General features: G+C 71.7%; 21 protein-coding genes. 8 read left to right on the forward strand and 13 right to left on the reverse strand.

What is annotated here, in order from left to right; genetic code table 11:
* Positions 1-34 precede the first annotated feature (34 nt).
* On the forward strand, positions 35-382 hold the full coding sequence (locus AC3EN4_RS24450; protein ID WP_435208084.1) for a MerR family transcriptional regulator: 348 nt from the start codon (positions 35-37) through the stop codon (positions 380-382).
* A 351-nt stretch (positions 383-733) separates the two neighbouring features.
* On the forward strand, positions 734-1,168 hold the full coding sequence (locus tag AC3EN4_RS24455) for a helix-turn-helix domain-containing protein (RefSeq protein ID WP_435208086.1): 435 nt from the start codon (positions 734-736) through the stop codon (positions 1,166-1,168).
* 55 nt (positions 1,169-1,223) lie between these two features.
* On the opposite strand, the gene AC3EN4_RS24460 is transcribed toward AC3EN4_RS24455, so the two are convergent.
* The 3 genes from AC3EN4_RS24460 to AC3EN4_RS24470 all read right to left on the reverse strand — a co-directional run bounded on the left by AC3EN4_RS24460 (position 1,224) and on the right by AC3EN4_RS24470 (position 6,691).
* On the reverse strand, positions 1,224-4,502 hold the full coding sequence (locus AC3EN4_RS24460) for a lamin tail domain-containing protein (protein WP_435208088.1): 3,279 nt from the start codon (positions 4,500-4,502) through the stop codon (positions 1,224-1,226).
* Between the two features lie 91 nt (positions 4,503-4,593).
* Positions 4,594-5,610, reverse strand: coding sequence for a GNAT family N-acetyltransferase (locus AC3EN4_RS24465; RefSeq protein WP_435208120.1), 1,017 nt, complete (start codon positions 5,608-5,610; stop codon positions 4,594-4,596).
* A gap of 67 nt (positions 5,611-5,677) precedes the next feature.
* Entirely contained in the window at positions 5,678-6,691 is a 1,014-nt protein-coding gene (locus tag AC3EN4_RS24470; protein ID WP_435208122.1) for a lytic transglycosylase domain-containing protein, read from the reverse strand.
* A 714-nt stretch (positions 6,692-7,405) separates the two neighbouring features.
* Between AC3EN4_RS24470 and AC3EN4_RS24475 the strand changes: the two genes are divergently transcribed.
* Both AC3EN4_RS24475 and AC3EN4_RS24480 read left to right on the forward strand, forming a co-directional pair.
* Complete coding sequence (locus AC3EN4_RS24475) at positions 7,406-7,615, forward strand: FmdB family zinc ribbon protein (protein ID WP_422737064.1); 210 nt, start codon at positions 7,406-7,408, stop codon at positions 7,613-7,615.
* Between the two features lie 153 nt (positions 7,616-7,768).
* Positions 7,769-10,591, forward strand: coding sequence for an ATP-binding protein (locus AC3EN4_RS24480; protein ID WP_435208090.1), 2,823 nt, complete (start codon positions 7,769-7,771; stop codon positions 10,589-10,591).
* Positions 10,592-10,718: 127 nt separating this feature from the next.
* Here AC3EN4_RS24480 and AC3EN4_RS24485 read toward each other — a convergent pair whose 3' ends face one another.
* The gene (locus AC3EN4_RS24485; RefSeq protein WP_435208092.1) at positions 10,719-11,273 is read right to left on the reverse strand and encodes a phospholipase; all 555 of its coding nucleotides are present in this window, start codon (positions 11,271-11,273) and stop codon (positions 10,719-10,721) included.
* 177 nt (positions 11,274-11,450) lie between these two features.
* Positions 11,451-13,100: a glycoside hydrolase family 10-like protein gene (locus AC3EN4_RS24490; protein WP_435208093.1), complete on the reverse strand. Its 1,650-nt coding sequence runs from the start codon at positions 13,098-13,100 to the stop codon at positions 11,451-11,453.
* Between the two features lie 198 nt (positions 13,101-13,298).
* Here AC3EN4_RS24490 and AC3EN4_RS24495 point away from each other — a divergent pair, with 198 nt between their 5' ends.
* The gene (locus AC3EN4_RS24495) at positions 13,299-14,795 is read left to right on the forward strand and encodes an amino acid permease (protein ID WP_435208095.1); all 1,497 of its coding nucleotides are present in this window, start codon (positions 13,299-13,301) and stop codon (positions 14,793-14,795) included.
* A gap of 82 nt (positions 14,796-14,877) precedes the next feature.
* On the opposite strand, the gene AC3EN4_RS24500 is transcribed toward AC3EN4_RS24495, so the two are convergent.
* The 5 genes from AC3EN4_RS24500 to arfA are packed head-to-tail and all read right to left on the reverse strand — an operon-like array spanning position 14,878 to position 20,637.
* Positions 14,878-15,903 carry a glycoside hydrolase family 43 protein gene (locus AC3EN4_RS24500; RefSeq protein WP_435208097.1) on the reverse strand — a complete coding sequence of 342 codons (1,026 nt, stop codon included), beginning with the start codon at positions 15,901-15,903 and terminating at the stop codon, positions 14,878-14,880.
* Positions 15,900-16,751 carry a carbohydrate ABC transporter permease gene (locus tag AC3EN4_RS24505; protein WP_435208099.1) on the reverse strand — a complete coding sequence of 284 codons (852 nt, stop codon included), beginning with the start codon at positions 16,749-16,751 and terminating at the stop codon, positions 15,900-15,902. The genes AC3EN4_RS24500 and AC3EN4_RS24505 overlap by 4 nt, the downstream gene beginning before the upstream one ends.
* A 10-nt stretch (positions 16,752-16,761) precedes the next feature.
* Positions 16,762-17,727: a carbohydrate ABC transporter permease gene (locus tag AC3EN4_RS24510; protein WP_435208100.1), complete on the reverse strand. Its 966-nt coding sequence runs from the start codon at positions 17,725-17,727 to the stop codon at positions 16,762-16,764.
* Between the two features lie 6 nt (positions 17,728-17,733).
* Positions 17,734-19,062 (reverse strand): ABC transporter substrate-binding protein, encoded by a 1,329-nt coding sequence (locus tag AC3EN4_RS24515; protein WP_435208102.1) that lies wholly within the window; start codon positions 19,060-19,062, stop codon positions 17,734-17,736.
* 60 nt (positions 19,063-19,122) lie between these two features.
* The gene (gene arfA / locus AC3EN4_RS24520; RefSeq protein ID WP_435208103.1) at positions 19,123-20,637 is read right to left on the reverse strand and encodes an arabinosylfuranosidase ArfA; all 1,515 of its coding nucleotides are present in this window, start codon (positions 20,635-20,637) and stop codon (positions 19,123-19,125) included.
* A gap of 146 nt (positions 20,638-20,783) precedes the next feature.
* On the opposite strand from arfA, the gene AC3EN4_RS24525 reads away from it, so the two are divergent.
* Positions 20,784-21,788, forward strand: coding sequence for a LacI family DNA-binding transcriptional regulator (locus AC3EN4_RS24525; protein WP_422737059.1), 1,005 nt, complete (start codon positions 20,784-20,786; stop codon positions 21,786-21,788).
* Here the strand turns inward: AC3EN4_RS24525 and AC3EN4_RS24530 are convergent.
* From AC3EN4_RS24530 to AC3EN4_RS24540, 3 genes are all read right to left on the reverse strand, one after another.
* Complete coding sequence (locus AC3EN4_RS24530; protein WP_435208106.1) at positions 21,785-22,510, reverse strand: methyltransferase domain-containing protein; 726 nt, start codon at positions 22,508-22,510, stop codon at positions 21,785-21,787. The genes AC3EN4_RS24525 and AC3EN4_RS24530 overlap by 4 nt on opposite strands.
* Positions 22,511-22,724: 214 nt before the next feature.
* Positions 22,725-23,033 (reverse strand): hypothetical protein, encoded by a 309-nt coding sequence (locus AC3EN4_RS24535; protein WP_422737057.1) that lies wholly within the window; start codon positions 23,031-23,033, stop codon positions 22,725-22,727.
* A gap of 38 nt (positions 23,034-23,071) precedes the next feature.
* Entirely contained in the window at positions 23,072-24,709 is a 1,638-nt protein-coding gene (locus tag AC3EN4_RS24540; protein WP_435208108.1) for an ABC-F family ATP-binding cassette domain-containing protein, read from the reverse strand.
* A gap of 62 nt (positions 24,710-24,771) precedes the next feature.
* Here AC3EN4_RS24540 and AC3EN4_RS24545 point away from each other — a divergent pair, with 62 nt between their 5' ends.
* Positions 24,772-25,542 carry an ROK family protein gene (locus AC3EN4_RS24545; RefSeq protein WP_422737055.1) on the forward strand — a complete coding sequence of 257 codons (771 nt, stop codon included), beginning with the start codon at positions 24,772-24,774 and terminating at the stop codon, positions 25,540-25,542.
* An 89-nt stretch (positions 25,543-25,631) separates the two neighbouring features.
* Positions 25,632-26,000 carry a tetratricopeptide repeat protein gene (locus AC3EN4_RS24550; protein WP_421473316.1) on the forward strand — a complete coding sequence of 123 codons (369 nt, stop codon included), beginning with the start codon at positions 25,632-25,634 and terminating at the stop codon, positions 25,998-26,000.
* Positions 26,001-26,123: the final 123 nt, after the last annotated feature.

Below are 26,123 nucleotides of genomic sequence, written 5' to 3' on the forward strand. Positions count from 1 at the left end.
TAATGGTGAAGTCAATGGCGGCGGGGGACTGGCGATGGGCACGTTGACGGTCGGCGAGGTGGCCCGGGAGAGCGGGGTCAGCGGCTCCGCCGTGCGGTTCTACGAGCGGCAGGGCCTGATCACGGCTGCCCGCACCGGCGGCAACCAGCGGCGCTTCGACGTCGACGCGGCCTGCCGGATCAGGGTGGCGCGGGTGGCCCAGCGCGTCGGTCTGACCGTCAACGAGATCCGTGACCTGCTCGCGGCCCTGCCACCCGACCCGCAGCCGGCCGACTGGCAGCGCCTGCACGACCGGCTGACCGCCGAGGCCGAGCGGCGCATCCGCGACCTGCACGCGGCGCTTGACGACATCGGCTCCGGCCGCCGTCTCTGCGACCTCTGACCCGCCCTGGCCCTGAGCGACCCATCCTGACAACCGGCCCGAGGAGGTCCGACACCCCTTCGCGCGCCCTTTGCTCTGCTTCAACGGACGCAACACTTGGAACCCAAAAGTGTTGCGTCCGTTGAAGCAGAGCAAAGGCGGTCAACCACGCCCCGGCCGCCCCCGCCGCCCCGGCCGCCCAGGCCCGGCGCGGCGCCGGCGCGGCGCCGGCCCGATCCTCAGTTGTCCACAGGTTTATCCACAGGGATTGAGTCGGGTGCCGACACGGGTGATGGTGGTGAGATGGCGTCGGCGCTCGAACCTCCTCTTCCCCCTGGCCCTATCGTCGGTCGGTTCCCCATCGCCGGTCTGGTGCGCCGCGCACGTCGGATCGTCGGGCTGAGCCAACTTCGGCTGGCCCGCTTCGCCAAGGTGTCACCGTCGACGGTGGGGCGGGTCGAGGCGGGCAGCCTGACACCGAGCCTTGCTGTACTGGAACGCCTGCTCGGCGCGGGCGGCCTCTACCTGGTCGTGGTGGATCAGGAAGGCCGGATCGTCCAGCCGATGGCCGACCGGGAAGACGTCCACGACGGTGCGGGTCGGCGCTATCCCTCGCACCTCGACACGATCCTCGATCCGGAGCCGGGGGAGTGGTGGGGGGACATCTACGGGTTGGCACGGCCACCGGAGACCTACCACCGCAGCTCGGCGGACCGCGAGGCACGGCGCCGACGCAGCCAGTGGGAGGTGCGGGTCGCGCAGCATCGGCACCTGCCACCGCCACCGATCATCGACGAATACTACTGACACGCGAACGGCCCACCCTCCGGGAAACCGGACGGTGGGCCGTCAGCGCCGTCGTTCAGTCGTCGTTGGTGATGGTTCCGGCCGCCAGGGGGTCGGCCAGCCGCAGGCCGGGCACGCCGGCCACCAGCAGGGTCAGCGTCTCGTCCGACTCGCGCCGCCGATCACCCCGCACGGTCACCGGGAAGGTCACCGAGGTGTCACCGGCGGCCAGCGCCTTGCAGCCGGCGTACGCGTCGAAGTCCGAGCCCGCCTGCGCCGTGAGACCGACGGTCGCGGCGCACAGCAGTACGGGCTGCGACAGCGGCCGCGAGACGGTGGCGGTGAACACCATCTGCCGGGTGCCCTGGTCGCCCTCGACCACAGTGGTGTCGGCGACGGTCAACGACGCCCGCGAGCGGAACCTCGCCACCTGCGGGTCGTGGTCGCTGGAACCCCGCGAGCCGTCACCGGTGAACTCCGCCGGCCAATCGGCGTTGACGTGCGCCGCCCGTACCTGCACCAGGTCGCCGTAGAGCGCGTCGTTGACGAACAGGTGGTCGAGCGTCTGCGCCTGCCCCTCGAAGCTGTACGAGTACGCCGAGGCCGGCACGTCCGCCACCAGGTTGTCCCACAGGTTGTGCAGGCCCGCCTCGTACAGCGGAGCGAGCTGGTCCGACGGGGTGGGCTGGCTGCCCGTCGCGATGGGATCATCCGGGCGGGGGAAGACGTTCAGGTCACCGCCGTACACGACCCGGGCGTTCCGGTCGGCCGCCTCGATCGCGGTGACGATCGCCGCTCCGTACGTCGCCTGCTCCCGCCGCTGCCCGACCCGGCTGTCCGGACCGGAGGAGTAGTGGTTGCTGAGCGCGTACAGGGTGAACCGTTCGGTGGAGCCTGGCGCCGCGGCCACGGTGAACTTGCCCAACTGCGGTGCCCGGGTGAAGACGCTGTTCCCGTCCTTGCCCGTCGAGGTGTCCACGTCGGACGGCAACACCGCGTTGAGCGCCTTGGGGTTCTGCACGTCGGCGTTGCTCGGCAGACCGGCGGCGCGGTACTGCACGGTCGGGGCCGCACCCAACAGCGGGTCGCTCGCCGTCGCGGCCGCCAGGGACAGCCGGTCGGTGCGGTACAGGAACGCGGCGGTGATCCCGCGGGCGTCCGCGCCGGTCCGGTCGTAGGCAGCGGCGTACGCCGGCCCACCGGCCGCCGCCACCGCGAGCGCCAACTCCTGGATGCTGTCCGGAGCGCCGTCGGCGTTGTTGGTCTCGCCGCAGGCCAGCGCCGTTCCGGCGACCGTGCAGATGTCCTGGTCCTCGGCCTCCTGCACCAGGATCAGATCCGGTGCGTGCAGATCCTTGACGATCTGGTCGGCGAGCGACGTCAGGTGCTGGCGGTAGTCCGCCTCGCTGCTCGGCACGTAGTCGAACGGTGGGCTGACACCCGTGCACCCGGCGTTGCCGGTGAAGTCGCAGCCGTCGAACGGGTCGTCGCGGTAGTCGTACAGGTTCTCCACGTTGTAGGTCGCGACCGCGACCTCCTGGGACCGGTCGGCGGGCTTCGGCGGGTTGTTCTTCGACGGGTCGGCCCCGGCGTCGAACTCGGCCCGCTCGACCTGGACGCCGTACTTCTCGAACGAGTAGTAGACGCCGCCCACCGCGTCGGCGCGCAGCGTGTCGAAGGTGTGGGCCGGCGGGAGCAGCGCTGTGCTGTCAGCGGCGGTCGCCTTCACCCCCATGCTGCCGAGCAGCACGCGCTGGCCGTTGCCGTCGTCGAAGCGCCGGGTCGGGTCGTTGTCCAGCGGGTGCGCGTCCCGGAAGACCCGCCGGGCGTACGGGTCGGCCCGGTTCAGCAGCGGATCGTCCCGGTCGACGACCCACAGCTCCGCGTCGGCGGTGGACGAGAAGACGTCGCGTCCGCTCACCGCACCGCTGCCGGCGCGTACCCGCAGCCGGGTGCCCTCGTGCCGCTCCCACCAGCGCTGCGCCTCGGTCAGCTCGACCGGCGGCGTCGCGTCGGCGACCGTGACCGTGGTGTCCACGTCCAGACCGGTGGCGATCCGGCGGACCAGCGACGCCCCGGAGAGCTGGGTGAAGTTGTAGTACTCCGACACTCGCGCCCGGAGTACGACCTCGTCGCCGACGGTCGGCACGTAGCCGCCGATCAGCGAGGTGAACGTGCCCATGAAGACGAAGATGCCGTCGGAGCTGGTCGGGTCGCCGTCGGTGTCGCCACTGCGGCTCTGGAGGAAGAACCCGTTCTGCTCCGCCCCGGCCGACGTACGGGCCAGCGTCCGCTGGGTGATCACGCCACGGACGTCGTACATCGTGCTGCTCGTGCCGTTGCCGCTCGCCGGTGCGAGCGGTGACCGGTCGGCGGGGCCGGACTCGGCGTCGGTGGTCGGACCCTGCACCTCCCCGACGGTCAGCTCCCGGGTCACCTGCACGACCAGCGCGCAGCTCGCGGTGCCACCGCCCGCATCGGTCGCGGTCACGGTGACGGTGTACGCCCCGGCGGTGAGGTCGGCGCTCGCGCTGACCGTGGCGCGGGCCGTGCCGCCCACCGCGTCGGCGGGCGTGACCGCGGTACGGCTGATCGAGCCGCTGGTCGGCGTCGGGTTGACCCCGGTCACCGCCAGGTCGACGATCTCGTCGTCCGGGTCGGTGGCGGTGACCTCCCGGCTCGCCGCCGTTCCCGAGGCGGTGACCAGCGGGTCGCCGCAGGTCACCGTGGCCGGGACGTCGACCGGCCCACCGCCGTCCACGGTGTGCGCGCCGAGCCCGTCGAAGGTGTCGACCGGGAAGCCGGCCCACTGCGCGGCGGGGTCGAACGCGTCCGACGGATCGGTGTCGCCCGCGATGACCGAGGGCAGCCGGCGCAGCGTGTTGTCCGCCGTGCTGGTCGTGCCGGTGCCCCACTCGGTGCCCGGGTCGACGCCAACCTGGCCGATCGAGTCGAGCACGGTCGCGCCCCGGCGCAGCACGATCGCGTCGTCACCGTTGAACAGGCTCGCCCCGGTGGTCTGGTCCGCCTGGGCGAGGATCGCCGGCCCGGCCGAGGCGCTGGCGAAGACGAAGGCGTCCCCGGCGGCGACCGTCCCGGTCAGCGCGATGGTGGTCGCCGTCGTGGCGCCGTTGAAGTAGAGCAGGAGCTGGTAGCCGCCCGCGGTGAGGTCGACGGGAGCACCGGTGCCGTTGAACAGCTCGATCGCCTTGTTGTTCGACGAGCCTTCGACGTACTCGGAGATGAAGAGGTCGGTGGGCGCGGCGCTGGCCGCGCCGGGGGTGACGCCGAGAGCCGTGACGGTCACTGCGGCGGTGGCGATCGCGAGCGCGGCTGTCGTGCGGCGCGGGCGCATAGGGCCTCCACGATGGGTGGACGGGGTCAACGCACGTTAAGGTGCCCCACTGTCCACCGTCCATCCCCTGGTGGACACTTTCGTGAATTCCTCAGCGTGGTGGATCGAGGCGGTGCACCAGCTCAGCGACATCGACGCTGTACTCGCACCAGTCCCGGTCGGGCCGGTAGCCCAGTTCCGCGTTGACCTTGAGCATCGCCTCGTTGGCCTGCGCGTTCCAGGTCTGCACCTCGGCCAGCTCCGGCTCGGCGGAGCGCAGCTCCAGCAGCATCCGCGCCTTGATCGCCCGGTCGATGCCGTAACCCCGGTGGTCCTGCGCGACGATCGTGTCGTACTGGTCGGCGCGGGTCGGGTGCTGCGCGGGCACCACGACCTCGGTCAGACCGGCCACCTCACCGCTCTGCTCGTGCCGGGCCAGCACGATGTACGGCTTCATGCCGCGTCGGTGCAGGGTGTCCAGGCTGTCCCGCAGGCGCTCCGGGTCGTAGGAGCTGGGCCGTAGCTCGCCGTCCTCGACGTCGCGCACCTCGGCCTTGGCCCGCGCGTACGACTCGATCAGGTGGTCCGGCGGCCCGCCCGGGTAGAACTCCAGGTGGTAGCCCGCACCGATCCCGGTGGCCATCTCGGTCAACTCGGCCCAGTCCACCGAGGTCAGGTCGAGCACGCTGCGCGTCTCCACGTACTCCCGGGTGAAACCGAGCGACTCGTAGAAGGCCACCGACGGCGTGTCGCCGACCACCTCGACCCCGATCGACCGGAAGCCCTCCTGATAGACCCGCCGGGCCGCGCGCAGGACCAGGTCACGGCCGAGGCCGCTGCGTCGTACCGAGGGGTGGACCAGCACCTCGATCACCCCGATGTCACCGAGGAGCAGCACGTGAACCTGCCCGAGGACGGCGCCGACCTCGCCGGGGTCGCCCGGCTCGGCCTGGGCCAGCCAGGAGATCCGCCGCTCACCGGGCATCACCTCGGCCAGATACTCCCGCAGGGAGGTCTCCCGCCACGGCGGGTCCTGCGGCAGATCGGCCGCGAGCACCGCGTTCAGCGTGGTCAACAACGACGCGATCTCGGCGGAGGACGCGGTCCTGGGGTCCCACTCGCGCACCATCACCCGTCTAGCTTGCCGCTAACGGCTGCCAGGGGGAAGTGTCCGGTCCTCCAATGTACGCGGACGATCACATCTGGCGGCTGGCCCGTCCGTACCGGTCAGCGGTGTTGTAGACGTCCTGGGCGTACCGGCGCACATCGTTGTACGACAGGATCGCGTTCCACCAGTCGCCGGGGATGCTGAGGTTGCGGCCACCCTTGCAGAGGTAGTTGCCGGCCGCCAGCGCCGCGTCGTCCAGGTCGTGCGGGTCCTTGATCCCGTCCCGGTCGGCGTCGGCCCCGATCTCCTGCCAGGTGGTCGGGATGAACTGCATCGGCCCGATCGCCCGGTCGTAGGTGCTGTCGTTGTCGAGCGCCCCGCGGTCGGTGTCGATGATCCGCATCCGGCCACCCTTGCCGTCCAGCGGTAGCCCGATGATGTGGGGCAACGCCTTGCCGTCGGCGCCCAGCCGCGCGCCGTTGGCCGAGCCGTGCCCCGACTCGACCTGACCGATCGCGGCCAGCGTGGTCCAGCTCAACGCGCAACTCCGGTTGGTCTGGGCGAGCATCAGTTCCGCGTACCCGTACGCCTGCATGGCGGCCGGCGGGATGCCGACCTTGGCCCCGACCTGCTGGGCCCAACCGGCCAGTGCGTCCGAGGGACGACCGCCGACAGGTGGCGCGATGGTCGGCCCGGTCGGCACGACGCTGGTGGGGAACGCCCCGGTGGGCGGCGGGCCCGTGGGCACCGCACCGCTGGGCAGCGGGCCGGTCGGGCGTGGGTCGAGCGGCAGGGCCGGCGGCACGGCCACGGTCGGCGCGGCCGAGGCGTCGACGGCCACCGGCTTGGACCCGCGGATGGTCGCCGGGACGAGCAGCGCCCCGGCGGCGGCGGTCGCGGCGACCAGGGCGAGCAGGAAGACCCCGGGCACGGTGAGTCGGCCGCTGGGCCGGCGGGACCAGTCGCGGGTCGCCCGAGCGGCGGTCACCGCGGCCTGGCGCGGCGGTGGCAGCCGTACGGCGTGCGCGAACGGGACCCGCCGCCGCCGACCGGGCGTCGTCGCCGGTACGACGGCGACGCCGTCCACCTTGGTCGCCGCCAGATCGGTGGCGGCGGCGCCCGCCGCGACCGACCCGTCGCCGGTCTTGGCGGTGTCGGCCTTGGCGTCGCCCGTCTTCGCCTTCGCCGGATCGGCGTCGGTGGTGCCGGCCTTCGCCGCGTCGGCGTCGGTGGTGCCGGCCTTCGCCGCGTCGGCGGCCGTGCTGCCGGCCTTCGCCGGGTCGAGGGCCGTGGCGTCGCTCTTCGCCGTGTCGGGGGCCGTGCTGCTGGCGGTTGCCGGGTCGGCCTTCGCGGGCTCGGCGGCCGTGGTGTCGGCCCTCGCCGTGACGTCACCGTCGGGGTTGTCGCGCGCCGGGCTGTCGGTGCCCCCCTCGGCCCGGTCCGCAGCGGCGGTGGCCGTACCGGCGGTGGCCGTACCGGCGGCGGCATCGGTGGTGGGGGCCGCCTTCGTGGCGATGTCGTCGGCGGCGTCCTCGCGCTGGTCAGCGGCCGGAGCGTCGACTGTCGAGCGGGGAGCGGCGTCGTCCGGGGGCGGGGGTGTGCCCGTCGCGTCCGTACTGCTGCCGCTCAGCCAGGGCCGACGCGGGCGAGGCACGGCCGGGGGTACCGGATCCGGCGCGGCGCCCGACTCCGCCAGCGGCCCGTCCAGCGGCGCGGCCGGTCGGAGCGGTTGCACTCGCGTCTTGTCCTCGCCGTCCACCACCCGTCGAGTATCACTCATGTCCCCTCGGACGTCAGGTCCACGTACCCTGGTTGCATGCCCCGGTACGAGTTCCGATGCCGCGCCTGCGGCGACACCTTCGAGGTCAACCGTCCGATGGCGGAGGCCGGAGCGCCGGCCACCTGCCCGCAGGGCCACGCCGACACGGTCAAGTTGCTCTCGGCGGTGTCGGTCACCGGTCGCGGCGCCGGTGCCGCGCCGGCATCCGGCGGTGGCGGCTGCTGCGGTGGCGCCTGCGGCTGCTGATCCGGCGGTTTCGGCGGCAGACTCGTGAACCGGCCTTGCCGGGACCGGGTTGGAGTGGCACCTTGAGGCGGCACGTGCCCGGCCGTTCTCACGATGCGTGACCGCTCGGACTCAGGCAGCATGAACCCGACGTCACGGGCGGAGGTTCCACGCATGTCGCCACGGATCCAGCTCCCGAGCGGTTGGGTGACCTTCGTGTTCACCGACATCGAGGGCTCGACCCGGCTGGCCCAGTTGCTCGGCGCGGACTACCGCCCGGTGCTCGCCGAGCATCGGCGGTTGCTGCGTCGCACCCTGGCCGCCACCGGTGGTGCCGAACTCTTGACCGAGGGCGACTCGTTCTTCCTGGCCTTCGACGACGCGGCGGCGGCACTGACGGCCTGCCTGACCGCCCAGCGAGCCCTGGCCAACCACGACTGGCCGACCACCGAGGCCGCGCCCCGGGTACGGATGGGCCTGCACACCGGCTACGCCGAGCCCCGCGACGGGGAGTACGCCAGCCCCGAGGTGCACCGGGCCGCCCGGGTGGCCGCGGCGGCGCACGGCGGGCAGGTGCTGTGTTCGGCGTCCACGGCCCGTCGGGCCGACCCGCTGCCGCCCGGCGCCACGCTGCTGGACCTGGGCCTGCACCGGCTGCGGGGCTTCGACGACCGGGAGCGGCTGTTCCAGCTGATCGCTCCCGGGCTGGAGCGACAGTTCCCCCGCCCGCGTACCGCCGAGGCGGTCGCGCACAACCTGCCGACCCAGGTGACCTCGTTCGTCGGGCGCCAGGTCGAGCGCGCCGAGCTGGGCCGGCTGGTGGAGCGGCACCGGCTGGTCACGGTGCTGGGTGCGGGCGGCGCGGGGAAGACCCGACTCGCCGTGGAGTTGGCCGCCGGCGTCGTCGAGGCGTACCCCGACGGGGTGTGGTTCGTCGACATCGCCTCGGTGACCGACCCGGGGTTGGTGGCGTTCGCGATCGCCGCGGTGCTCGGGCTGCGGCCCGAGCCGGGCCGCCCGATGCTGGACACGCTTGTCGAGTACGCGGCGGCCCGCCGGATGCTCGTCGTGCTGGACACCTGCGACTCGCAACCGGCCGCCTGCGGTGAGGTCATCTCGCGGCTGCTCTCCGGCGGGGGCGGCGTACGGGTGCTGGCGACCAGCCGCGAGTCGTTCAGCCTGCCCGGCGAGGTGGTGTGGCGGATCCCGCCGCTCTCGGTCGATCCGCGCGCCGACGGCGCGGAGAGCGATGCGGTCGCGCTGCTGCTGGACCGGACGGCGGCGGCCCGTGGCGGCCGGCAGCCGGACCCGGCCGAGTCGGCCGACCTGCGCCGGGTGGTGCAACGGTTGGACGGGCTGCCGCTCGCCATCGAGTTGGCGGCCGCCCGGCTGCGGGTGCTCTCCGTGGGTCAGCTCGCCGAACGGCTGGACGACGTCCTCGGGACGCTGGACGCCGGCCGGGAGGACCCGGAGCCACCGCCGGTGGAGCGCGGCTGGTCCGGCAACCAGCAGGACACCGTGGACCTGGTGGCCGCGGCGATCGGCACGCCGCCGCCGACCCCGGCGAGCAGAGCCGTGCAGCGGTCGGCCACCGAACGACACCTGACCATGCAGGCCACCGTCACCTGGTCGTACCGGACGTTGGGGCCCCGGGCCGCACGGCTGTTGCGCTGGATGGCGGTCTTCGCCGGGCCGGTGGACCTGCCGACGGTGGAGTGGCTGCTCGGCGACGACCCGCTGGATCCGCTGTCGGTGCTGGTGGACAAGTCGATGGTGTTGGCCGAGCCGCGGGCCGCCGGCAGCTCGTACCGGATGCTCGACCCGATCCGGGCGTACGCGGCCCGGCGGCTGGCCGAGGCGGGTGAGGAACAGGCCGCCCGGGACCGGCACGTGGCCTGGTCGGCACACGCCCTGGAACGGGCGCACCTCGGCCCGGACGGACGACCGGTGACGCTGTCGCTCTACACCCTCGATCCGCTGGCCGACGAGCTGCGGGCCGCGCTGCGGTGGTGTGCCACCGGGGGCAGCGCCCGCGCCGGTCTGCGTCTCACGAACGGGCTGGACCAGTGGTGGCGCGAGCGTGGGCTGGCGCGCGAGGGCCGGCTCTGGCTGTTCCGGCTGTACGGACGGATCGCCGAGACGGGCGAGCGTATCCCGGACGCGGAGCTGGCGGCGGCGTACCACATGCACTCGCTGCACGCCGGCGCCGACGGCGAGTTCGCTGAGGAGTTGCGGTACTCGCAGCGGGCGGAGGCCGCCGCCCGGCAGGCCGGTGACGCCGGTCTGCTGGCCCGGGTGCTCGCCGGCCGGGCCGCGCCACTCGTGGACATGGGCCAGTTCTTCGAGGCCGAGCGGGTCTGTCGGGAGGTCATCGACTGGGCGCACGGGCAGGACGTGGTGGGCGAGGCGCTGTTCGCGGTGTTCAGCCTGGCCGAGCTGCTCTGGCGGCGGGGCGCGCTGGAGGAGGCGGCGGACCTGCTGGGCGCGGCGCGTCCGGTGGAGGCCGCCCGTCCGGTCGAGCGGGGCCGGCGTTCGGTGGACATGCTGCTCGGGATGGTCGCGTTGGCCCGGGGTGACGTGATCGCCGCGCACGAGCACCTGCTCGCGGCGTTGCGCTCACGGATGGGGCACGGCTACCACGGCGGGGCCTGCGACACCCTGAACGCGATCGCGGTCCGGTGCGCGCTCGGTGGGGACCGGTCGACCGCCGCGCGGCTGTTCGGGGCGGCGCAGGTCACCCGGGCGAGCATGCGGGCGACGCCGGGCATCTACGGCGGCTATTGGGCCGACCAGCAGGCGGAGCTGCGGATGATGATGGGTGATGTGGCGTTCGACGACGCGTACGGGGAGGGTGGCGAGTTGAGCCTGGACGAGGCCGTCGCGCTCGCGCTCGACGTGGAACACCCGGACCTGGCCGCGGACTCGACCCGCTTCAGCACCGACCTGTCCCACCCCACCCCACCCCAACACCCCGCCACCAAAACCGAACACGCCTAACCCCCCCACCCCCACCCCAACCCCCCGGTCGTCGCTTGGCGATCATGGAGTTATTGCCACGACACGCCGGTGGACCGGGCAATAACTCCATGATCAACGGGGTGGATGGGGGTCGGGTCGGGTCGGGTTAGGCGCGGGCGGGGGAGTTGGCGCGGGCTTGGGACTCGGCTTGGGCCTTCATTCGGGCGGCTCGGTCGATGTCGGACTGTTGGACGGCGGCTACCGAGCCGAAGACGTGGACCGCCTGGTAGTAGGTCCAGGCCAGGCTGTAACAGGCGGGGCGGACGACGGCGTTGTACGTGGCGCAGACCCGCTTCAGGTCCGCGTAGAAGGCGTTGTCGAGGCGGGCCTTGTTGGCGGAGAACTGGCCGACCGCCTTGTAGTTGCGGTAGCCGAAGTCGTGCCGGTAGCAGCCCAGGTTGAAGGTGAAGCCGAGCGGATTGTCCGGGCTGGACGAGCAGTAGTCGGTGGACCAGACGAAGTTGTACTCGGCCCAGGGGGCCCGGTTCAGGCGGGCGCTGTTCCAGGAGTTGTAGCTGGACGCGCTGGTCTGGGTCCAGCTGGACAGCACGGACAACTTCTGTGCGGGGGTGACGGCGGCTACGGCGGGGGAGGCGGGGGCGAGGGTGGCGAGCAGCGCGAGCGCGCCCGAGGCGAACAGGGTGACGAGACGTCGGGGCACGGTTTACCTCCGCGGGGTGTGCGGTGGGACGGAAGTTACCGGCTGGTCACCGGATGTCGACAAGTGTCGATCAACGGATCAGCGTCCCGGTATGCGCCGCGCCAACTATCGGTGACATGCGTCGAAACAGACGAATGCCCCGGGCGTGGGTGCGCCCGGGGCATTCAACGGGCCTGGTCAGCGCAGCAGGAAGGCCGGCGGCCCGGCCGGGCTCTCGTTCGCCGTCCGGTCCAGCGCGGTCAGCTGGTACGTGTAGCGCCGGCCGGGCTCGGCCGACGTGTCCACCCAGGACTGTGCGCCGCCGGGGGTGGCCCGGACGGTGTCGACAAGTGCGGTGGCGTCCGCGGTGGCGCACCGGCCGGGCAGGGTGGTCCCGTCGAACCGGTAGATCGCGTACGACGTGGCGGTGCCCAGCGGGCCCTTGCCGTCGGCGGGTTGACGCCAGGTCAGCCGTACCCCGTCGGCCTGCCGGGTGACCCCGGTGACGACCGGCGGGAGCAGCGGCTTCGCCGGCAGGTGGGGCATGGCCGGTACGAGGGCGGGGCGCGAGTAGTGCTCGGCCGCGTAGGTGTCGGTCGCGCCGAGCCGGTTGGCGCGTACCTGGACGGCGGAGAAGTGCACGTTGCCCAGCACCTCGGGGTACGCCCGGTTCAGCGTCAGGTGGTCGGACAGCTCACGCGGGTTCTGCCAGTAGGGCCCGTACGCCGGGTCGCCGCTCTTGTAGTCGGCCTGGCCGATGTAGAGCTGCACCCGGGTGCCGCGCACCGTCTCGGCCCACCACGGCACGAGTCGCGCGTAGTCGGCCGCCGGGTACTGGCCGATGTACCAGTAGAGCTGCGGCACGACGTAGTCGATCCACTCCTGCTTGATCCACTTGCGGGTGTCGGCGGAGATGATGTCGTACGACTGGCTGCCGGTGGTGTCCGAGCCGAGCGGGTCGGCGCTGACGTTGCGCCAGATGCCGAACGGGCTGACCCCGAACTTCACCCACGGCTTCGCCGCCTTGATCTTGCCGTTCATCTCCTGGATCAGCAGGTTGATGTTGTCCCGCCGCCAGTCAACCCGGTCGGTGAGGCCCCGGTTGTACGCCGCGAAGGTGGCGTCGTCGGGCACCTGGTAGCTGCCGCTGGGGTACGGGTAGAAGTAGTCGTCGAAGTGGACGCCGTCGATGTCGTACCGCTGGACCGCGTCCATCATCGCGGTCTGGACGAACTCGCGTACCTCGGGAATTCCGGGGTTGTAGTAGAGCCGGCTGCCGGCGACGCCGGCCGGCGGATACGCGAAGGTCCAGTCCGGGTGCTGCCGGGCCGGATGCCCGGGCGCGAGCTGGTCGAGGTCGGCGCCGGCGCCGCCGGGCGCCGGCATGGAGACCCGGTACGGGTTGAACCAGGCGTGGAATTCGAGGTTGCGCCGGTGCGACTCCGCGACGAGGAAGGCCAGCGGGTCCCACCCGGGGTCCTGGCCGCGGACCCCGGTCAGGTACTCCGACCACGGCTCGTACGTCGAGGGCCAGAGTGCGTCCGCCGTGGGCCGGACCTGCACGACGACCGCGTTGTGGTGCAGCCGCTCGGCGAGGTCGAGCAGGTCGCGGTACTCGGCCTGCTGGGCGGCGATCCGGTCCGGGCTGGTCTGGGAGGCCTTGCTGGGCCAGTCGATGTTGACCACCGACGAGATCCACATGGCCCGGAACTGTCGCTTGGGGGTGGCCGGGTTGGTGACGCAGGCGGCGGTCGAGGAGGAGGCGGAGGCGTTCGCGGGGGCAACGGGTGCTAGTGAGCCGAGCAGGACCGCAGTCAGGCCGGCGGCGGTGAGACGGAGTGCTTTCATGCGGTATGTCCCTTCGTTGGGGCTCCCGATGTGATCTGCATGCGGCAAGATTCGCCGCTGCCTATCTGCGTACAGAAGGAAATTTTCACAATCGCGTCCTCGCCGCAAGTGTTCGTGGTTGACCATTCGTTCCGCTGGGTAGCAACGCCGGTCACCGGCCGCCACGGTGGTGGTCGCACGGTGTGAAGGGGTGAGCGCATGTCCGTGCTGCGAACCAAACCGATCAAGGACGTGATAGCCCAGGGTGAGGCGGACGGCAGCGACGGCAGAGTCGGACTCAAGAGGCGACTCGGCGCTCTCGACCTCACCGGCTTCGGTATCGGCATCGTGATCGGCACCGGCATCTTCACGCTCACCGGCATCGAGGCGCGCGACAGCGCCGGGCCCGGCGTGGTGATCTCCTTCGCCATCGCCGGCGTGGTGGCCCTGCTCGCCGCCCTCTGCTACGCCGAGCTGGCCTCCAGCGTGCCGACCGCCGGCAGCGCCTACACCTACGCGTACGCCACGATGGGCGAGATCGTCGCCTGGATCATCGGCTGGGACCTGCTCCTGGAGTTCGCGCTCGGCGCGGCGGTGGTGGCCCGTGGCTGGTCCGGTTACCTGGCCGAACTGCTCGACCTGCCGACCCGGTGGTTCGGCGAGGAGGGCAGCGTGGTCAACGTCGGCGCCATCGCCATCGTGCTGATCCTCGGCGTCGTCGCCATCGTCGGCATCCGGGAATCGGCCCGGATCACCAACCTGCTGGTGCTGGTCAAGGTCGCGATCTGCGTCTTCGTGGTGGTCGCCGGCCTGTTCTTCGTCAAGGCCGCCAACCTCACCCCGTTCATCCCGCCGGCCGAGCCCGCCGGCAGCGGCGACGACGGCATCAAACAGCCGGTCACCCAGGCGCTGTTCGGGTTGGAGCCGTCGGTCTTCGGCTTCGTCGGGGTGCTCAGCGCCGCGGCGGTGGTCTTCTTCGCGTACACCGGCTTCGAGGCCGTCGCCAACCTGGGCGAGGAGACCCGCAAGCCCAAGCGGGACCTCACCCTGGGCCTGCTCGGTACGCTGCTGATCTCCACCGTGCTCTACATCGGCGTCTCGCTGGTGGTCGTCGGCATGGTGCCGTACACCGAGATCGACCGGGGCGCCCCGATCGCCTCGGCCTTCGAGTCGGTCGGCGCCGGTTGGGCCGCGGTACTCGTCTCCATCGCGGCGGTCGCCGGCCTGACCAGCGTCATCCTGGTCGACCTGGTGGCGATGGGCCGGATCGGCTTCGCCATCGCCCGGGACGGGCTGATCCCGCCCGCGATCGCGAAGGTGCACCCGCGCTGGGGCACCCCGTACCGGATCTCGGCGATCATGACGGTCGCGGTCGCGCTGCTGGCCGGCTTCCTGCCGCTGTCCGCCCTGGCCGACCTGGTCAGCATCGGCGCGCTCTGCGCGTTCGTGCTGGTCTCGATCGCCGTGCCGATCCTGCGCCGCAAGCGTCCGGACCTGGAGCGGCCGTTCCGGGTGCCGTTCTCGCCGGTGCTGCCGATCGTCTCGGCGGTCGCCTGCTTCTACCTGATGCTCAACCTGTCCGTGGAGACCTGGCTGCGGTTCCTGGCCTGGATGCTGCTCGGCGCGATCATCTACTTCGGCTACGGCTACCGCCGTAACCGGCTCGCCCGCCACGAACCGGCCGTAGCGCCGGAGCAGCGCCAGCCGAGCGCCTGATCGTCCGTTGCGCCGGAGCAGCGCCGGCCGAGCGCCTGACCGTTAGTGCCCAGGGGCCCGAGCGCCCCTGGGCACGAACAGGTCAGGGGCGGGGCTGCGGCGTACCGGTCGGACCCTTGACCACCGGCTTGCCGTCGTCCCAGGTCACCTCGTCGAGCCACACCTGCCGGCCCGGGTCGGTGCTGCCCTCCTGGCCGGGCGGCCAGGCGTGGTACAGCAGCCACGTCCGGCCGTCCTTGACCACCATCGAGGCGTGCCCGGGACCGGAGGCGGCGTCGGTGCTCTTCAGGATCGGATTCTCGGTGGCCTTCACGCACGGGCCGGTGGGACTCTCGCAGACCGCGTAGCCCTCGGCGTACTCGGCACGGTCGTACGCGTTGGCGGCGAAGAACAGGTACAACCGACCGTCCTGACGGTGGAAGAAGGGCCCCTCGATCAGGGTGCCCTCCCACGGCTCGGTCTGCTTGAGCAGCTTGGTCGGCTCACCGACCAGGGTCAGACCGTCGTCGGCGAGGCGCTGGACCCAGATCCAGGTGTCCACGCCGATCGCGTTGCCGTCGTTCTTCCACAGCAGCCACAGGCTGCCATCGGTGTCCCGGAACGGGCTCGCGTCGATCGCCCCGCCCAACTCGGCCTGGCAGATCAGCGGGCCGGCCGCGTCGTCGGAGTACGGGCCCTGTGGCGCGGTGGCCACCGCCCGCCCGACGCACTGGCGACCGGACTCGCGGCCGGCGACCGTGTAGTAGAGCAGGAACTTCTCCGGCGCGAGCTGGATGACCTCGGGCGCCCAGGTCTTGCCGGGGTCCGCCCAGTCCGGCAGCGTCGGCAGGGCGTCCTCGGCCTCCGTCCAGTCGACCAGGTTCGAGGAGGTGCGCACCGGGACGTTGTGGCCCTGCGAGTTGGTGTGGAACAGGTACCAGGTGTCGCCCACCTGGATCGCCTGCGGGTCGGGGGCGTCGGTCTTGACGACCGGGTTGGTGAACATGCTGGCGTCGCTCCCGCCGCTCGTGGAGGTGGATTCGGAGTCGTCCGTGCAGCCCGCGACGAGCAGCGCGGCGGCGAGGGTGATCGCCGCCGCGCCGCGTCGCCGGGTGGTTGCCCGCGTCATCCCTTGAGGCCGCTGCGGGAGACGCCCTGGATGATGTGCCGCTGCGCGAGCACGAACAGGATCAGCACCGGCAGGCTCGCCAGCACCGCACCCGCCATGATCACCGGGTAGTCCGTGACGTACGAGCCCTGGAGCAGGCCCAGGCCCGGCGGCAGGGTCAACTTCTCCGGGCTGAACAGCACGAAGATGGGCCACAGGAAGTCGTTCCAGTTGGTCAGGAACGACAGCACGGCCAGGGTGGCCAGCGCCGGCTTGGAGAGCGGCAGCACCACCTTGTAGAAGATCTGCCACTGGTTGGCGCCGTCGAGGGTGGCGGCCTCCTCCAACTCGTTCGGCAGCGACAGGAAGAACTGCCGCAGGAAGAAGACCCCGAACGCGCTGGCCGCGCCGGGCACCACGATCACGGCGAGGGTGTCGATCCAGTTGAGCTGGTCGACGATCAGGAAGTTCGGGATGATCAAGGAGGTCGGCGGGATGAACAGCGTCCCGACGATCAGCGCGAAGCTCACCCCGCGCCCGGCGAACTTCAGTCGGGCCAGGGCGTACGCGGCCATCGAGGCGGTCACCAGCACCAGCAGCGCGTGCAGCGTGGCGGCCACCATGCTGTTGAGGAACCAGCGCAGCACCGGGTTCGCCGAGTTGTTGAGGATCTGCTGGTAGCCGTACCCGGAGAGCGGGTTCGGCAGCCAGCTCGGCGGGATCTGCTGGGCGGCGGTGTAGGTCTTCAGCGAGGTGATGACCATCCACGCCAGCGGGACCAGGAAGATCAGGGCCAGCGCGACCAGGGTGGCGTAGAGCGCGACCCGGCCGGTGGCGGCACCGCGGGTCGTCCGCGTGGGCGTCGTCATGGCGGTCCCCTCAGTCTTCCCGGTAGCGGAAGAGGCGGAAGTTGGCGATGCTCACGACCGCCAGCATCAGGGCGAACACGATGCTCATCGCGGCGGCCCGGCCGGCGTTGTTGTTGCGCAGGCCCTCCTCGACGATGAACCACACCACCGTGCGGGTCTCCGTGCCGGGCGTCCCCTGGGTGATCAGGAAGGACTGGCCGAACATGTTCGCCGAGGCGAGCACGGTCGTGGTGATCACGAAGAGCAGGACGGGCCGCAGGCCGGGCAGGGTGACGTTGCGGAACCGCTGCCAGGCGGTCGCGCCGTCCACCCGGGCCGCCTCGTACAGCTCCGGCGAGATGTCCTGCAGGCCGGCCAGGTAGATCACCGCGTTGAAGCCGGAGGTCCACCAGACCGTCACCCCGACCAGGGAGATCCACGCCCAGGGCATGTTCGTCACCCAGGGGGTGTCCGACGGCAACCCGACCACGCCCAGGAGCCGGTTGACCAGGCCCAGGTTGGCGTCGAGCAGGAACCGCCAGAGCAGGCCGATCACCGCCACGCCCAGCACGTACGGGGCGAAGTAGATCGCCCGGAAGAAGGTCCGGCCGGGGAAGGAGCGGTTCAACAGCAGAGCCAACCCCAGGGGTACGACCACCAGCAGCGGAACCGACAGCACCGTGAAGATCGCGGTGGCCCGTACGCTCTGCCACCAGTCGCCGTAGACGGCGGAGTCGCTGGAGAAGAGCTGCTTGTAGTTGTCCAACCCGACGAACGGCCGGTTGGGGAGCTGGAAGTCCCACTGGTGCACGCTCAGCCACAGGCCCAGGACGATCGGCAGCAGGCCGAAGACCCCGAACAGGACCAGGTACGGGGCGAGGAACAGGTATGGCGTCGCCCGTCCGGTCCGGCGCGGCGAGGCGCCCCGGCGGGCTGCGGTGGCCGCCGGGGGCGGCGCGTCACCGCGCGCCGCCCCGACCTCGATCACGTCCGCCACGGGTGATCAGCTCCCGTACTTCTTGCGGTTGTCCTCGAGCTGCTTGTTGGCCTTCGCCACACCGTCGTCGAGCGCCTGCTTGGGCGACTTCTTGCCCAGCGCGGCTTCGTTGAAGGAGTTGTAGAAGGTCGTCATGACCTCGCCCAGGCCCGGGGCGGCCGGCGGGAAGGCCGCGTACTCCAGCTCGGGGGCGAGCGACGAGATCTCCGGCAGCGCCTTGAACTCGGCGCCCTCACGGACCTCCTTGCGGGCCGGGACCTGACCGCCCTTGGCCCAGTCCAGCGAGTGCTGGCTCAGCCAGTTGATGAAGACCTTCGCGCCGGAGACCTTGTTGGCGTCGTTGGCCCGCTGCTTCACGATGGTGAAGTTGTGCGAGTTGGCCCAGGCCGCCGGCTTGCTGCCGATCTGCGGGAGCGGCGCGACGCCCCACTGCACCTCGGGGCTCTTCTTGAGGTCGTTGATCTGCCAGATGCCGTTCCAGGTGAAGGCGTTCTTGCCGCTCTTGAACGCCAGGTAGTCGGCGTCCTGGCCGACGTTGGCCGGCGAGTAGCCCTGCTTGATCATGTCGACCAGCCAGGTGCACGCCTCGACCGCCGGGTCGGAGTTGAAGGTCGCCTTGGTCACCTCGGCGTCGAAGAGCGTGGCGCCCCACTGGTTGAGCACCGAGTAGAAGGTCATGCCGCCGGTGAACTGGAACGGGCTGACCCAGAAGCCCTGCACGCCGGCCTTCTTCAGCTCGACCAGGGCCGCCGTGTAGTCGTCCTTCGTCGCCGGCGGCTTGTTCGGGTCGAGGCCGGCCTTCTGCATGACGGCCTTGTTGTAGTAGAAGCCCAGCGGGTGCATGTCCAGCGGGATGCCGTACCGCTTGTTGTTGTAGAGCCCGCCCTTCCACACGGTCGGGGCGAAGTCTCCCTCGGAGAGCTCCAGGTTCTTGGCCACGTCGTCCAGCTCGGTGATCACGCCACGGGCGGCGAAGGTGGCGAGCTGGTCCATGTGCATGACCGCGATGTCCGGGCCGTTGCCGCTGGAGGCCGCGCCGGGGAGCTTGTTGTAGTAGTCCTCCCACTGGTACGTGGCCACCGACACCGCGATGTTCTTGTGCTCGGTGTTGAACTGGTTGACCAGCGCCTTGAAGATGTCGCCGTCGCCGCCGGTGAACCCGTTCCACAGCTTCAGGTCGACCTTGGGGCCGGTGTACTCCTTGCCGCCGTTGCCGGCGGCCGGACCGGAGGCGCTGTCGCCTCCACCACAGCCGGCGAGGGTCAGCGAGGCCGCCGCGCCGATTCCGAGACCGAGGCCGAGCAGGCGTCGCCGGCTCATGTCGTTCTGGATCATGCTTTATCTCTCCTTGGAGGGGGACGGTATGAATTGTGCCTGCTCGGACCCGGTACGCCCTCAGGCGTGAGCCGGGCCGAAGCGCAGCACGTTCCAGGACACGGCGGGCAGGCGCACGGTGCACCGGCCGCCGTCGGGGGTGGGGGTGGGCATGTCCCGTGGCGTCACCCGGTCGGGCTCGGCCTCGGTGTTCGTCGCCGACGGGTCGGACCCGGCGGCGATGCTCTGGAAGGAGTAACCGGACAGTCCTGGCAGGCCGCGCAGGTCGATGTCCACCGCGAGGTCCGTCGTGTCACGGTTCGTCGCGAAGACGGTCAGCTCACCGGTCTCCTCGTCGTGGACGGCGACGGTGTCCAGCACCGGCACGTCCCCGTACTTCTTCGTGTCGTAGCGCGGCGACACCGGCTCGGTGCGCAGCACGGTGCCCCGGGCGTGCCGGGCGGTCAGTGCGAACGGGTGGAAGATGCTCTGTCGCCAGGCCGGACCGCCGTTGCGAGTGCGGATCGGCGCGATCACGTTGGCGAGTTGGGCCTGGGCGGCCACCCCGACCCGGTCGGCGTGCCGGAGCAGGGTGATCAGCAGGTCGCCGACCACCACCGCGTCCACCGCCGTGAAGTCGTCCTCGATCAGCGCGGGCGCCTCGACCCAGCCCCGCCGGTCCAGGTCGGCCTGGAGGCGGGACTCGTACCAGACGTTCCACTCGTCGAACGAGATCTTCAGCTTGCGGCGGTGCCGCTGCTTGGCGGCCACGTGGTCGGCGGTCGCGACGACCTCGGTGATGAAGTTGTCCATGTCGACGGCCGAGGCCAGGATGCTGGCCTGATCGCCGTCGGACGGGTCGTAGTAGGTGTGCGCCGAGATGTAGTCGACGTGCTCGTAGGTGTGCTCCAGCACGGTCGCCTCCCACGCGGCGAACGTGGGCATCCGCCGGTTGGAGCTGCCGCAGGCGACCAGGCTGATCGACGGGTCGATCATCTTCATGGCGCGGGCGGCCTCGGCGGCGACCCGGCCGTACTCGTCGGCGGTCTTGTGGCCGACCTGCCAGGGCCCGTCCATCTCGTTGCCGAGGCACCAGAGCCGTACGCCGAAGGGGTCCTCCGCGCCGTTCTTGCGCCGCAGGTCCGACAGGGCCGTACCGCCCGGGTGGTTGGCGTACTCCAGCAGGTCGAGTGCCTCCTGCACGCCGCGGGTGCCGAGGTTGACGGCCATCATCGGCTCGACGCCGGCCTCGTCGGCCCAGGTCATGAACTCGTGCAGGCCGAACGCGTTGGTCTCGACCGTCTTCCAGGCCAGGTCGAGCCGGCGCGGCCGGTCGCCGACCGGGCCGACGCCGTCCTCCCAGCGGTAGCCGGAGACGAAGTTGCCGCCGGGGTAGCGGACGACCGAGACGCCCAGCTCGCGGGTCAGCTCCAGGACGTCCCGCCGCAGGCCGCGGGAGTCGGCGTCGGGGTGACCGGGCTCGTAGATGCCGCCGTAGACGCACCGCCCCATGTGCTCGACGAACGAGCCGAAGAGACGTCGGTCGGCCGGGCCGATCGCGAAGGCCGGATCGATCGTCAACTGCGCGGTCCGCAAGGGGTGCCACCTTTCCTGGGTGCCGGAACCGGGTGACCGCAGTCACCGCCCACCCGGTGTCCCCCGTTTCTACAACGTTGTAGGCAACGTTGTAAAGAGCTGATGACGAGGTATGGTGCGCTGGGTTACATCGGGGAGGTTGCGGGGTGCGACACAGGCTCAAGGACGTGGCCGAGCGGGCCGGCGTCTCGGTGAAGACCGTCTCCAACGTGGTGAACGGGTATGTGCACGTCCGTCCGGACACCCGGGCCCGGGTCGAGGAGGCCATCGCCGAGCTGAACTACCGGCCCAACCTCTCCGCCCGTCACCTGCGCAAAGGGCGTACCGGGGTGATCGCCCTGGCGGTGCCGGAACTCGACATCCCGTACTTCGCCGAACTCGCCCGGCACGTCGTCACCGCCGCCGCCGCGTACGGCTGGACCGTGCTCATCGACCAGACCGGCGGCCGGCGCGAGCAGGAGCGTGTCGTCGCCTCCGGCATCACCGACCATCTGATCGACGGGCTCATCTTCAGCCCGCTGGCGCTCACGGCGGAGGATCTGGCCAGCCTCGACGGCACCCCGATGGTGCTGCTCGGCGAGCGCGTCGACCACGGTCCCGCCGATCGCGTGGTGATCGACAACGTCACCGCCGCCCGGGAGATCACCGACCACCTGATCCGGCTCGGCCGCCGCCGGATCGCGGCGATCGGCGCGCAGCGTACCGACGAGGGCGCCAGCGCGCGCCTCCGCCTGGCCGGCTACGCCGAGGCGCTGCGGGCTGCCGGCCTGGCCTACGACGAAGCCCTCGTGGCGTCCGCGACGGCCTGGCACCGCGCCGACGGCGCGGCCGCGATGCGCGGCCTGCTCACCGCGGGGGTACGCCCCGACGCCGTCTTCTGCTTCAACGACACGCTCGCCCTGGGCGCGCTGCGGGCCCTGCACGAGGCGGGTCTGCGGGTTCCCGAGGACGTGGCGGTGGTCGGCTTCGACGACATCGAGGACGGCCGGTTCTCGGTCCCCACGCTGAGCACCGTCGCCCCCGACAAGGAGCAGATCGCCCGGCTGGCCGTCGAGCTCCTCGCCGATCGCCTCGACGGTGACCGCGCTGCCCCCGCCCGCGCGGTCAAGGCCGCGTACCGCCTGGAACTACGCGAATCCACCAAGCCCTAGTCGAAGAAGCGGGCCAGGTGGAAGTTCGGCGCGGGCTCGGCGTCGGCCGGGAGGGGCGTCAGGTCGGCGAAGATCGACGCGCCGTCGCACCCGGCGTGCAGCGGGTACCAGCGCGGGGTGCCCGGCGGCCGGAGCTGGCAGATCCCCTTGAAGGTCTGCACGTCCATCAGCCGTACGTGGGTCGGGTCGGCCACCGCGTTGACGTGCCCCCACCACGGGCTCATGACGTGCAGGACGCCCCCGGGCCGGAGCACCCGGTGGCACTCGTCCACCAGCGGCAGGAAGTCGATCAGGTGTTCCAGGATGTGTACCGCGAACAGCACGTCCACCGAGTCGTCGGCCAGCGGCAGCGAGCCGGAGAGGTCCGCCACCGCGTCCACCCCCGGCGCGGGATAGATGTCCAGCCCGAGGTTGCCCGACCACTGCTTGGTCGGGCCGCAGCCCAGGTCCACCACCACCGGGGCCCGTCCGTTGACGCCGACCCGGCACCAGACGCCGTAGACGCCGGCCAGCCGTCCCACCAGGTCCCGTACCAGCCGGAGGTCGGCCGGCTCGGCCACCTCGCCGGTGAGGTGGGCGACCCCCCGGTCGAACCGCACCTCGACGGCCAGGCTCCGTAGCCGGTCGTCGTGCCGGACCTGGTCCGCCCACGCCTGGGCGAGGGATTCGTCGATCAACCGCAGCCGGTCGGCCGAGGGCGGAGTCTGTGCCAAAGCGACCATTCGGGCCACCTCCCGCCGCGCGTTACCCGGCTACGCGCCCGGTATTCCCCCGTTTCGCGGTCGCGCGACCGACGGCGGGCGTGTTGGGGCGTCCGGAGGCATCCACCCTGTCGAGCGTGATGACTGTCGGGCATCAAGATGCCGCAGAGTCATCACGCTCATCGGAGTGCCGCCGCCCGGGTCCACGACCCGCGCTCCGGTCCAGCGCTGTAGGTCAGCCCGACAGCGTCCGGCGACCTCCCCGTATCCGCTGGCGGGGCGGGGGAGCGGCGGGCTTCGGCCGCTTGAGGTGGTACCGGTGCAGTTCGTGGTTGCCGGGCAGCGACGGGTCCTCGCTCATCGCGACCAGTTCCCAGCCCTGGTCGCCGGCCCGGTTGAGGTGGGCCAGCGCCGTGTCGCCGTACGGCGTCACGTCGACCATCGAGCCGTCCGGGCCGTACCAGACGAAGACGACCTCCCAGCCGAGGTCGTTGGTCGCCGCCTGGCGGCGGCGGACCAGCAGGGCGTACTCCCACTTGAGCATGGCGTCATTCTCACCCCGCGCCGGGCCGCGCGCCGGGATCAATCCTCGGCGATCCGCCCGGCGTCCACCCGCAGCCGCCGGTTGGTCTCGACGGCGGCCAGCATCCGCCGGTCGTGGGTGACCAGCAGCAGCGTTCCGGGGTAGCTGGCCAGCGCCGATTCGAGCTGTTCGATGGCGGGCAGGTCCAGGTGGTTGGTGGGCTCGTCCAGCACCAGCAGGTTGACCCCACGCCCCTGGAGCAGAGCCAGCGCCGCGCGGGTGCGCTCGCCGGGCGAGAGAGTCGCCGCCGGCCGCGGGACGTGCGCCGCGCGCAGGCCGAACTTGGCCAGCAGCGTCCGCGCGTCCGCCGGCGACATCTGCGGTACGGCCGCGTGGAACGCGTCGATCAGCGGCGCGTCGCCGAGGAACAACCCGCGCGCCTGGTCCACCTCACCGACCACCACGCCCGGCCCGAGCGAGGCGGTCCCCTCGTCCAGCGGCAGCCGACCCAGCAGCGCCGCCAACAGGGTGGACTTGCCCGAACCGTTCGCCCCGGTCACCGCCACCCGGTCCGCCCAGTCGATCTGGAGGTCGACCGGCCCGAGCGTGAAGCCGCCCCGGCGTACCACCGCGTTGCGCAGGGTGGCCACGACCGCTCCGGCGCGGGGCGCGGCGGCGATCTCCATCCGCAGCTCCCACTCCTTGCGGGGCTCCTCGACCACCTCGAGCCGTTCGATCAGGCGCTCGGTCTGCTTCGCCTTGGCGGCCTGCTTCTCGGTGGCCGCGCTGCGGAACTTGCGGCCGATCTTGTCGTTGTCGGTGGCCTTGCGGCGGGCGTTCTTCACGCCCTTCTCCATCCAGGAGCGCTGGGTACGCGCCCGCGCCTCCAGGCCGGCCTTCGTCTCGGCGTACTCCTCGAAGTCGGCGCGGGCGTGCCGCCGCGCCACCTCGCGCTCCTCGAGGTAGGCCGCGTAGCCGCCGCCGTAGTGGTTGACCTGCTGCTGCGGCAGATCCAGCTCCAGCACCCGGGTCACCGTGCGGGTCAGGAACTCCCGGTCGTGGCTGACCAGCACCGTGCCGGCCCGCAGCCCGGTGACGAACTCCTCCAGCCGCTCCAGCCCGGCCAGGTCCAGGTCGTTCGTCGGCTCGTCGAGCAGGAAGACGTCGTACCGGCTGAGCAGCAGCGACGCCAACCCCGCCCGGGCCGCCTGGCCGCCGGAGAGCCCGGTCATCGGGTGGTCCAGGTCGACCGTGAGCCCCAGATCGGCACTCACCTGTTCGGCGCGTTCGTCGAGGTCCGCGCCGCCCAGGGCGAGCCAGCGCTCCAACGCGTCCCCGTACGCGTCGTCGGCGCCCGCCGTCCCGGCGGTCAGCGCCTCGGTAGCCGCGTCCAGCGCCGCCTGCGCGGCGGTCACCCCGGTCCGGCGGGCCAGGAACTCCCGTACCGTCTCGCCCGGCCGCCGCTCCGGCTCCTGCGGCAGGTGCCCGACGGTCGCGGTGGGCGGGCTGAGTCGGACGCTGCCGGCCTCGACCGGCAACAACCCCGCGAGGGTACGCAGCAGCGTCGACTTGCCGGCCCCGTTCGGCCCGACCAGGCCGACCACGTCGCCCGGGGCGACCACCAGGTCCAGCCCGGAGAAGAGGGGGCGGTCGCCGTGCCCGGCGGCCAGGTCCTTGACGATCATCGTGGCGCTCATCAGGACGGCAGCCTATCGGGCCGCCCGCATGAGACCGGCCGCCAGCGGGCAGACTCCATGACGTGGTGACCACACTGGCGATCGACTGCGGTGGCGGCGGCATCAAGGCGTCGGTGCTCGACGAGGCCGGCACGATGCGCGCCCGACCGCTGCGGGTGCCGACCCCGTACCCGTTGCCGCCCGCCCTGTTCGTGCGGACCCTGCTGGAGCTCGGTGGGCGACTGCCCACGGCCGACCGGCTGACCGTCGGCGTACCCGGCATGATCCGACACGGGGTCGTGGTGGCGACCCCGCACTACGTCACCCGCAGCGGACCCCGGTCCCGGGTCGACCCGGACCTGCTGGCCGAGTGGTCCGGCTGGGACGCGCGGGGCGCGTTGGCCGACGCGTTCGGAGTGCCGGCGCTGGTGCTCAACGACGCCGAGGTGCACGGGGCGGGTGTGGTTGCCGGCACCGGCTGTGAACTGGTGTTGACGTTGGGGACGGGGTTGGGCAGCGCCCTCTTCGACGGGGGCGTCCTCGCGCCGCACCTGGAGCTGTCGCACGCGCCGGTCCGCTGGGGGACGACCTACGACACGTACGTGGGTGAGCCGGAGCGGCGGCGGCTCGGCGACGCCTTCTGGTCCCGCCGCATCCGGCAGGTGGTGGACGGGCTGCGCCCGGTGTTCCGGTGGGACCGGCTCTACCTGGGTGGGGGCAACTCCCGGCTGATCCGGCCGGAGCAGCTCGCCCGGATGGGCGACGACGTGGTGGTGGTGCCGAACACGGCCGGGATCGTCGGTGGCGTCCGGGCCTGGGAGCTGTCCGCCGGGCGGCGCGACGCCCGTACCTGACCCTATTTCGACTCGGGGAACAGTCGCCAAACGCCGAGTGTTGTGCCAGCGTCGGAACAGGTGACGGCGCGACCCGAGGAGGTGGGCAGATGGATCTTCTGGCGGACTACCGGCGGGCGACCATGTTCTTCGAAGCCGGTGACCCGAGCGGAGCGGCCCGACTGCTGGAGCCGATCGTGGACGCCGAACCCGGCAACGCGGCCGTCCGGCAGTTGCTGGCCCGGGCGTACTTCCAGTCGGCCCAGCTCAACCGGGCCGAGGAGCAGCTGCGGGAGCTCGTCGACCGGGACCCGAGCGACCACTACGCGCACCACGTCCTGGGCCGGACGCTGGAGCGGCTGAACCGGCACACCGACGCGCTGCGGCACCTGCGGATCGCCGCGGCCATGTACGCGGCCAACGACGACTACCGGATCGCGCTCCAGCGGGTGGAGACCCGGGTGGGCGGCACCCGCTGAGGCAGACCTGGTGACGAGCAAGGGGCGGTCCTACGGGCCGCCCCTTCGTTCGTCCGGTGGGTGCGCCGACGGGCGTGCCCAGGGCCCGTTTCATGAGGGCGGTCGAGTCGAGGCGGAGTCCGG

The sequence above is a fragment of the Micromonospora sp. bgisy143 genome (assembly GCF_057708145.1).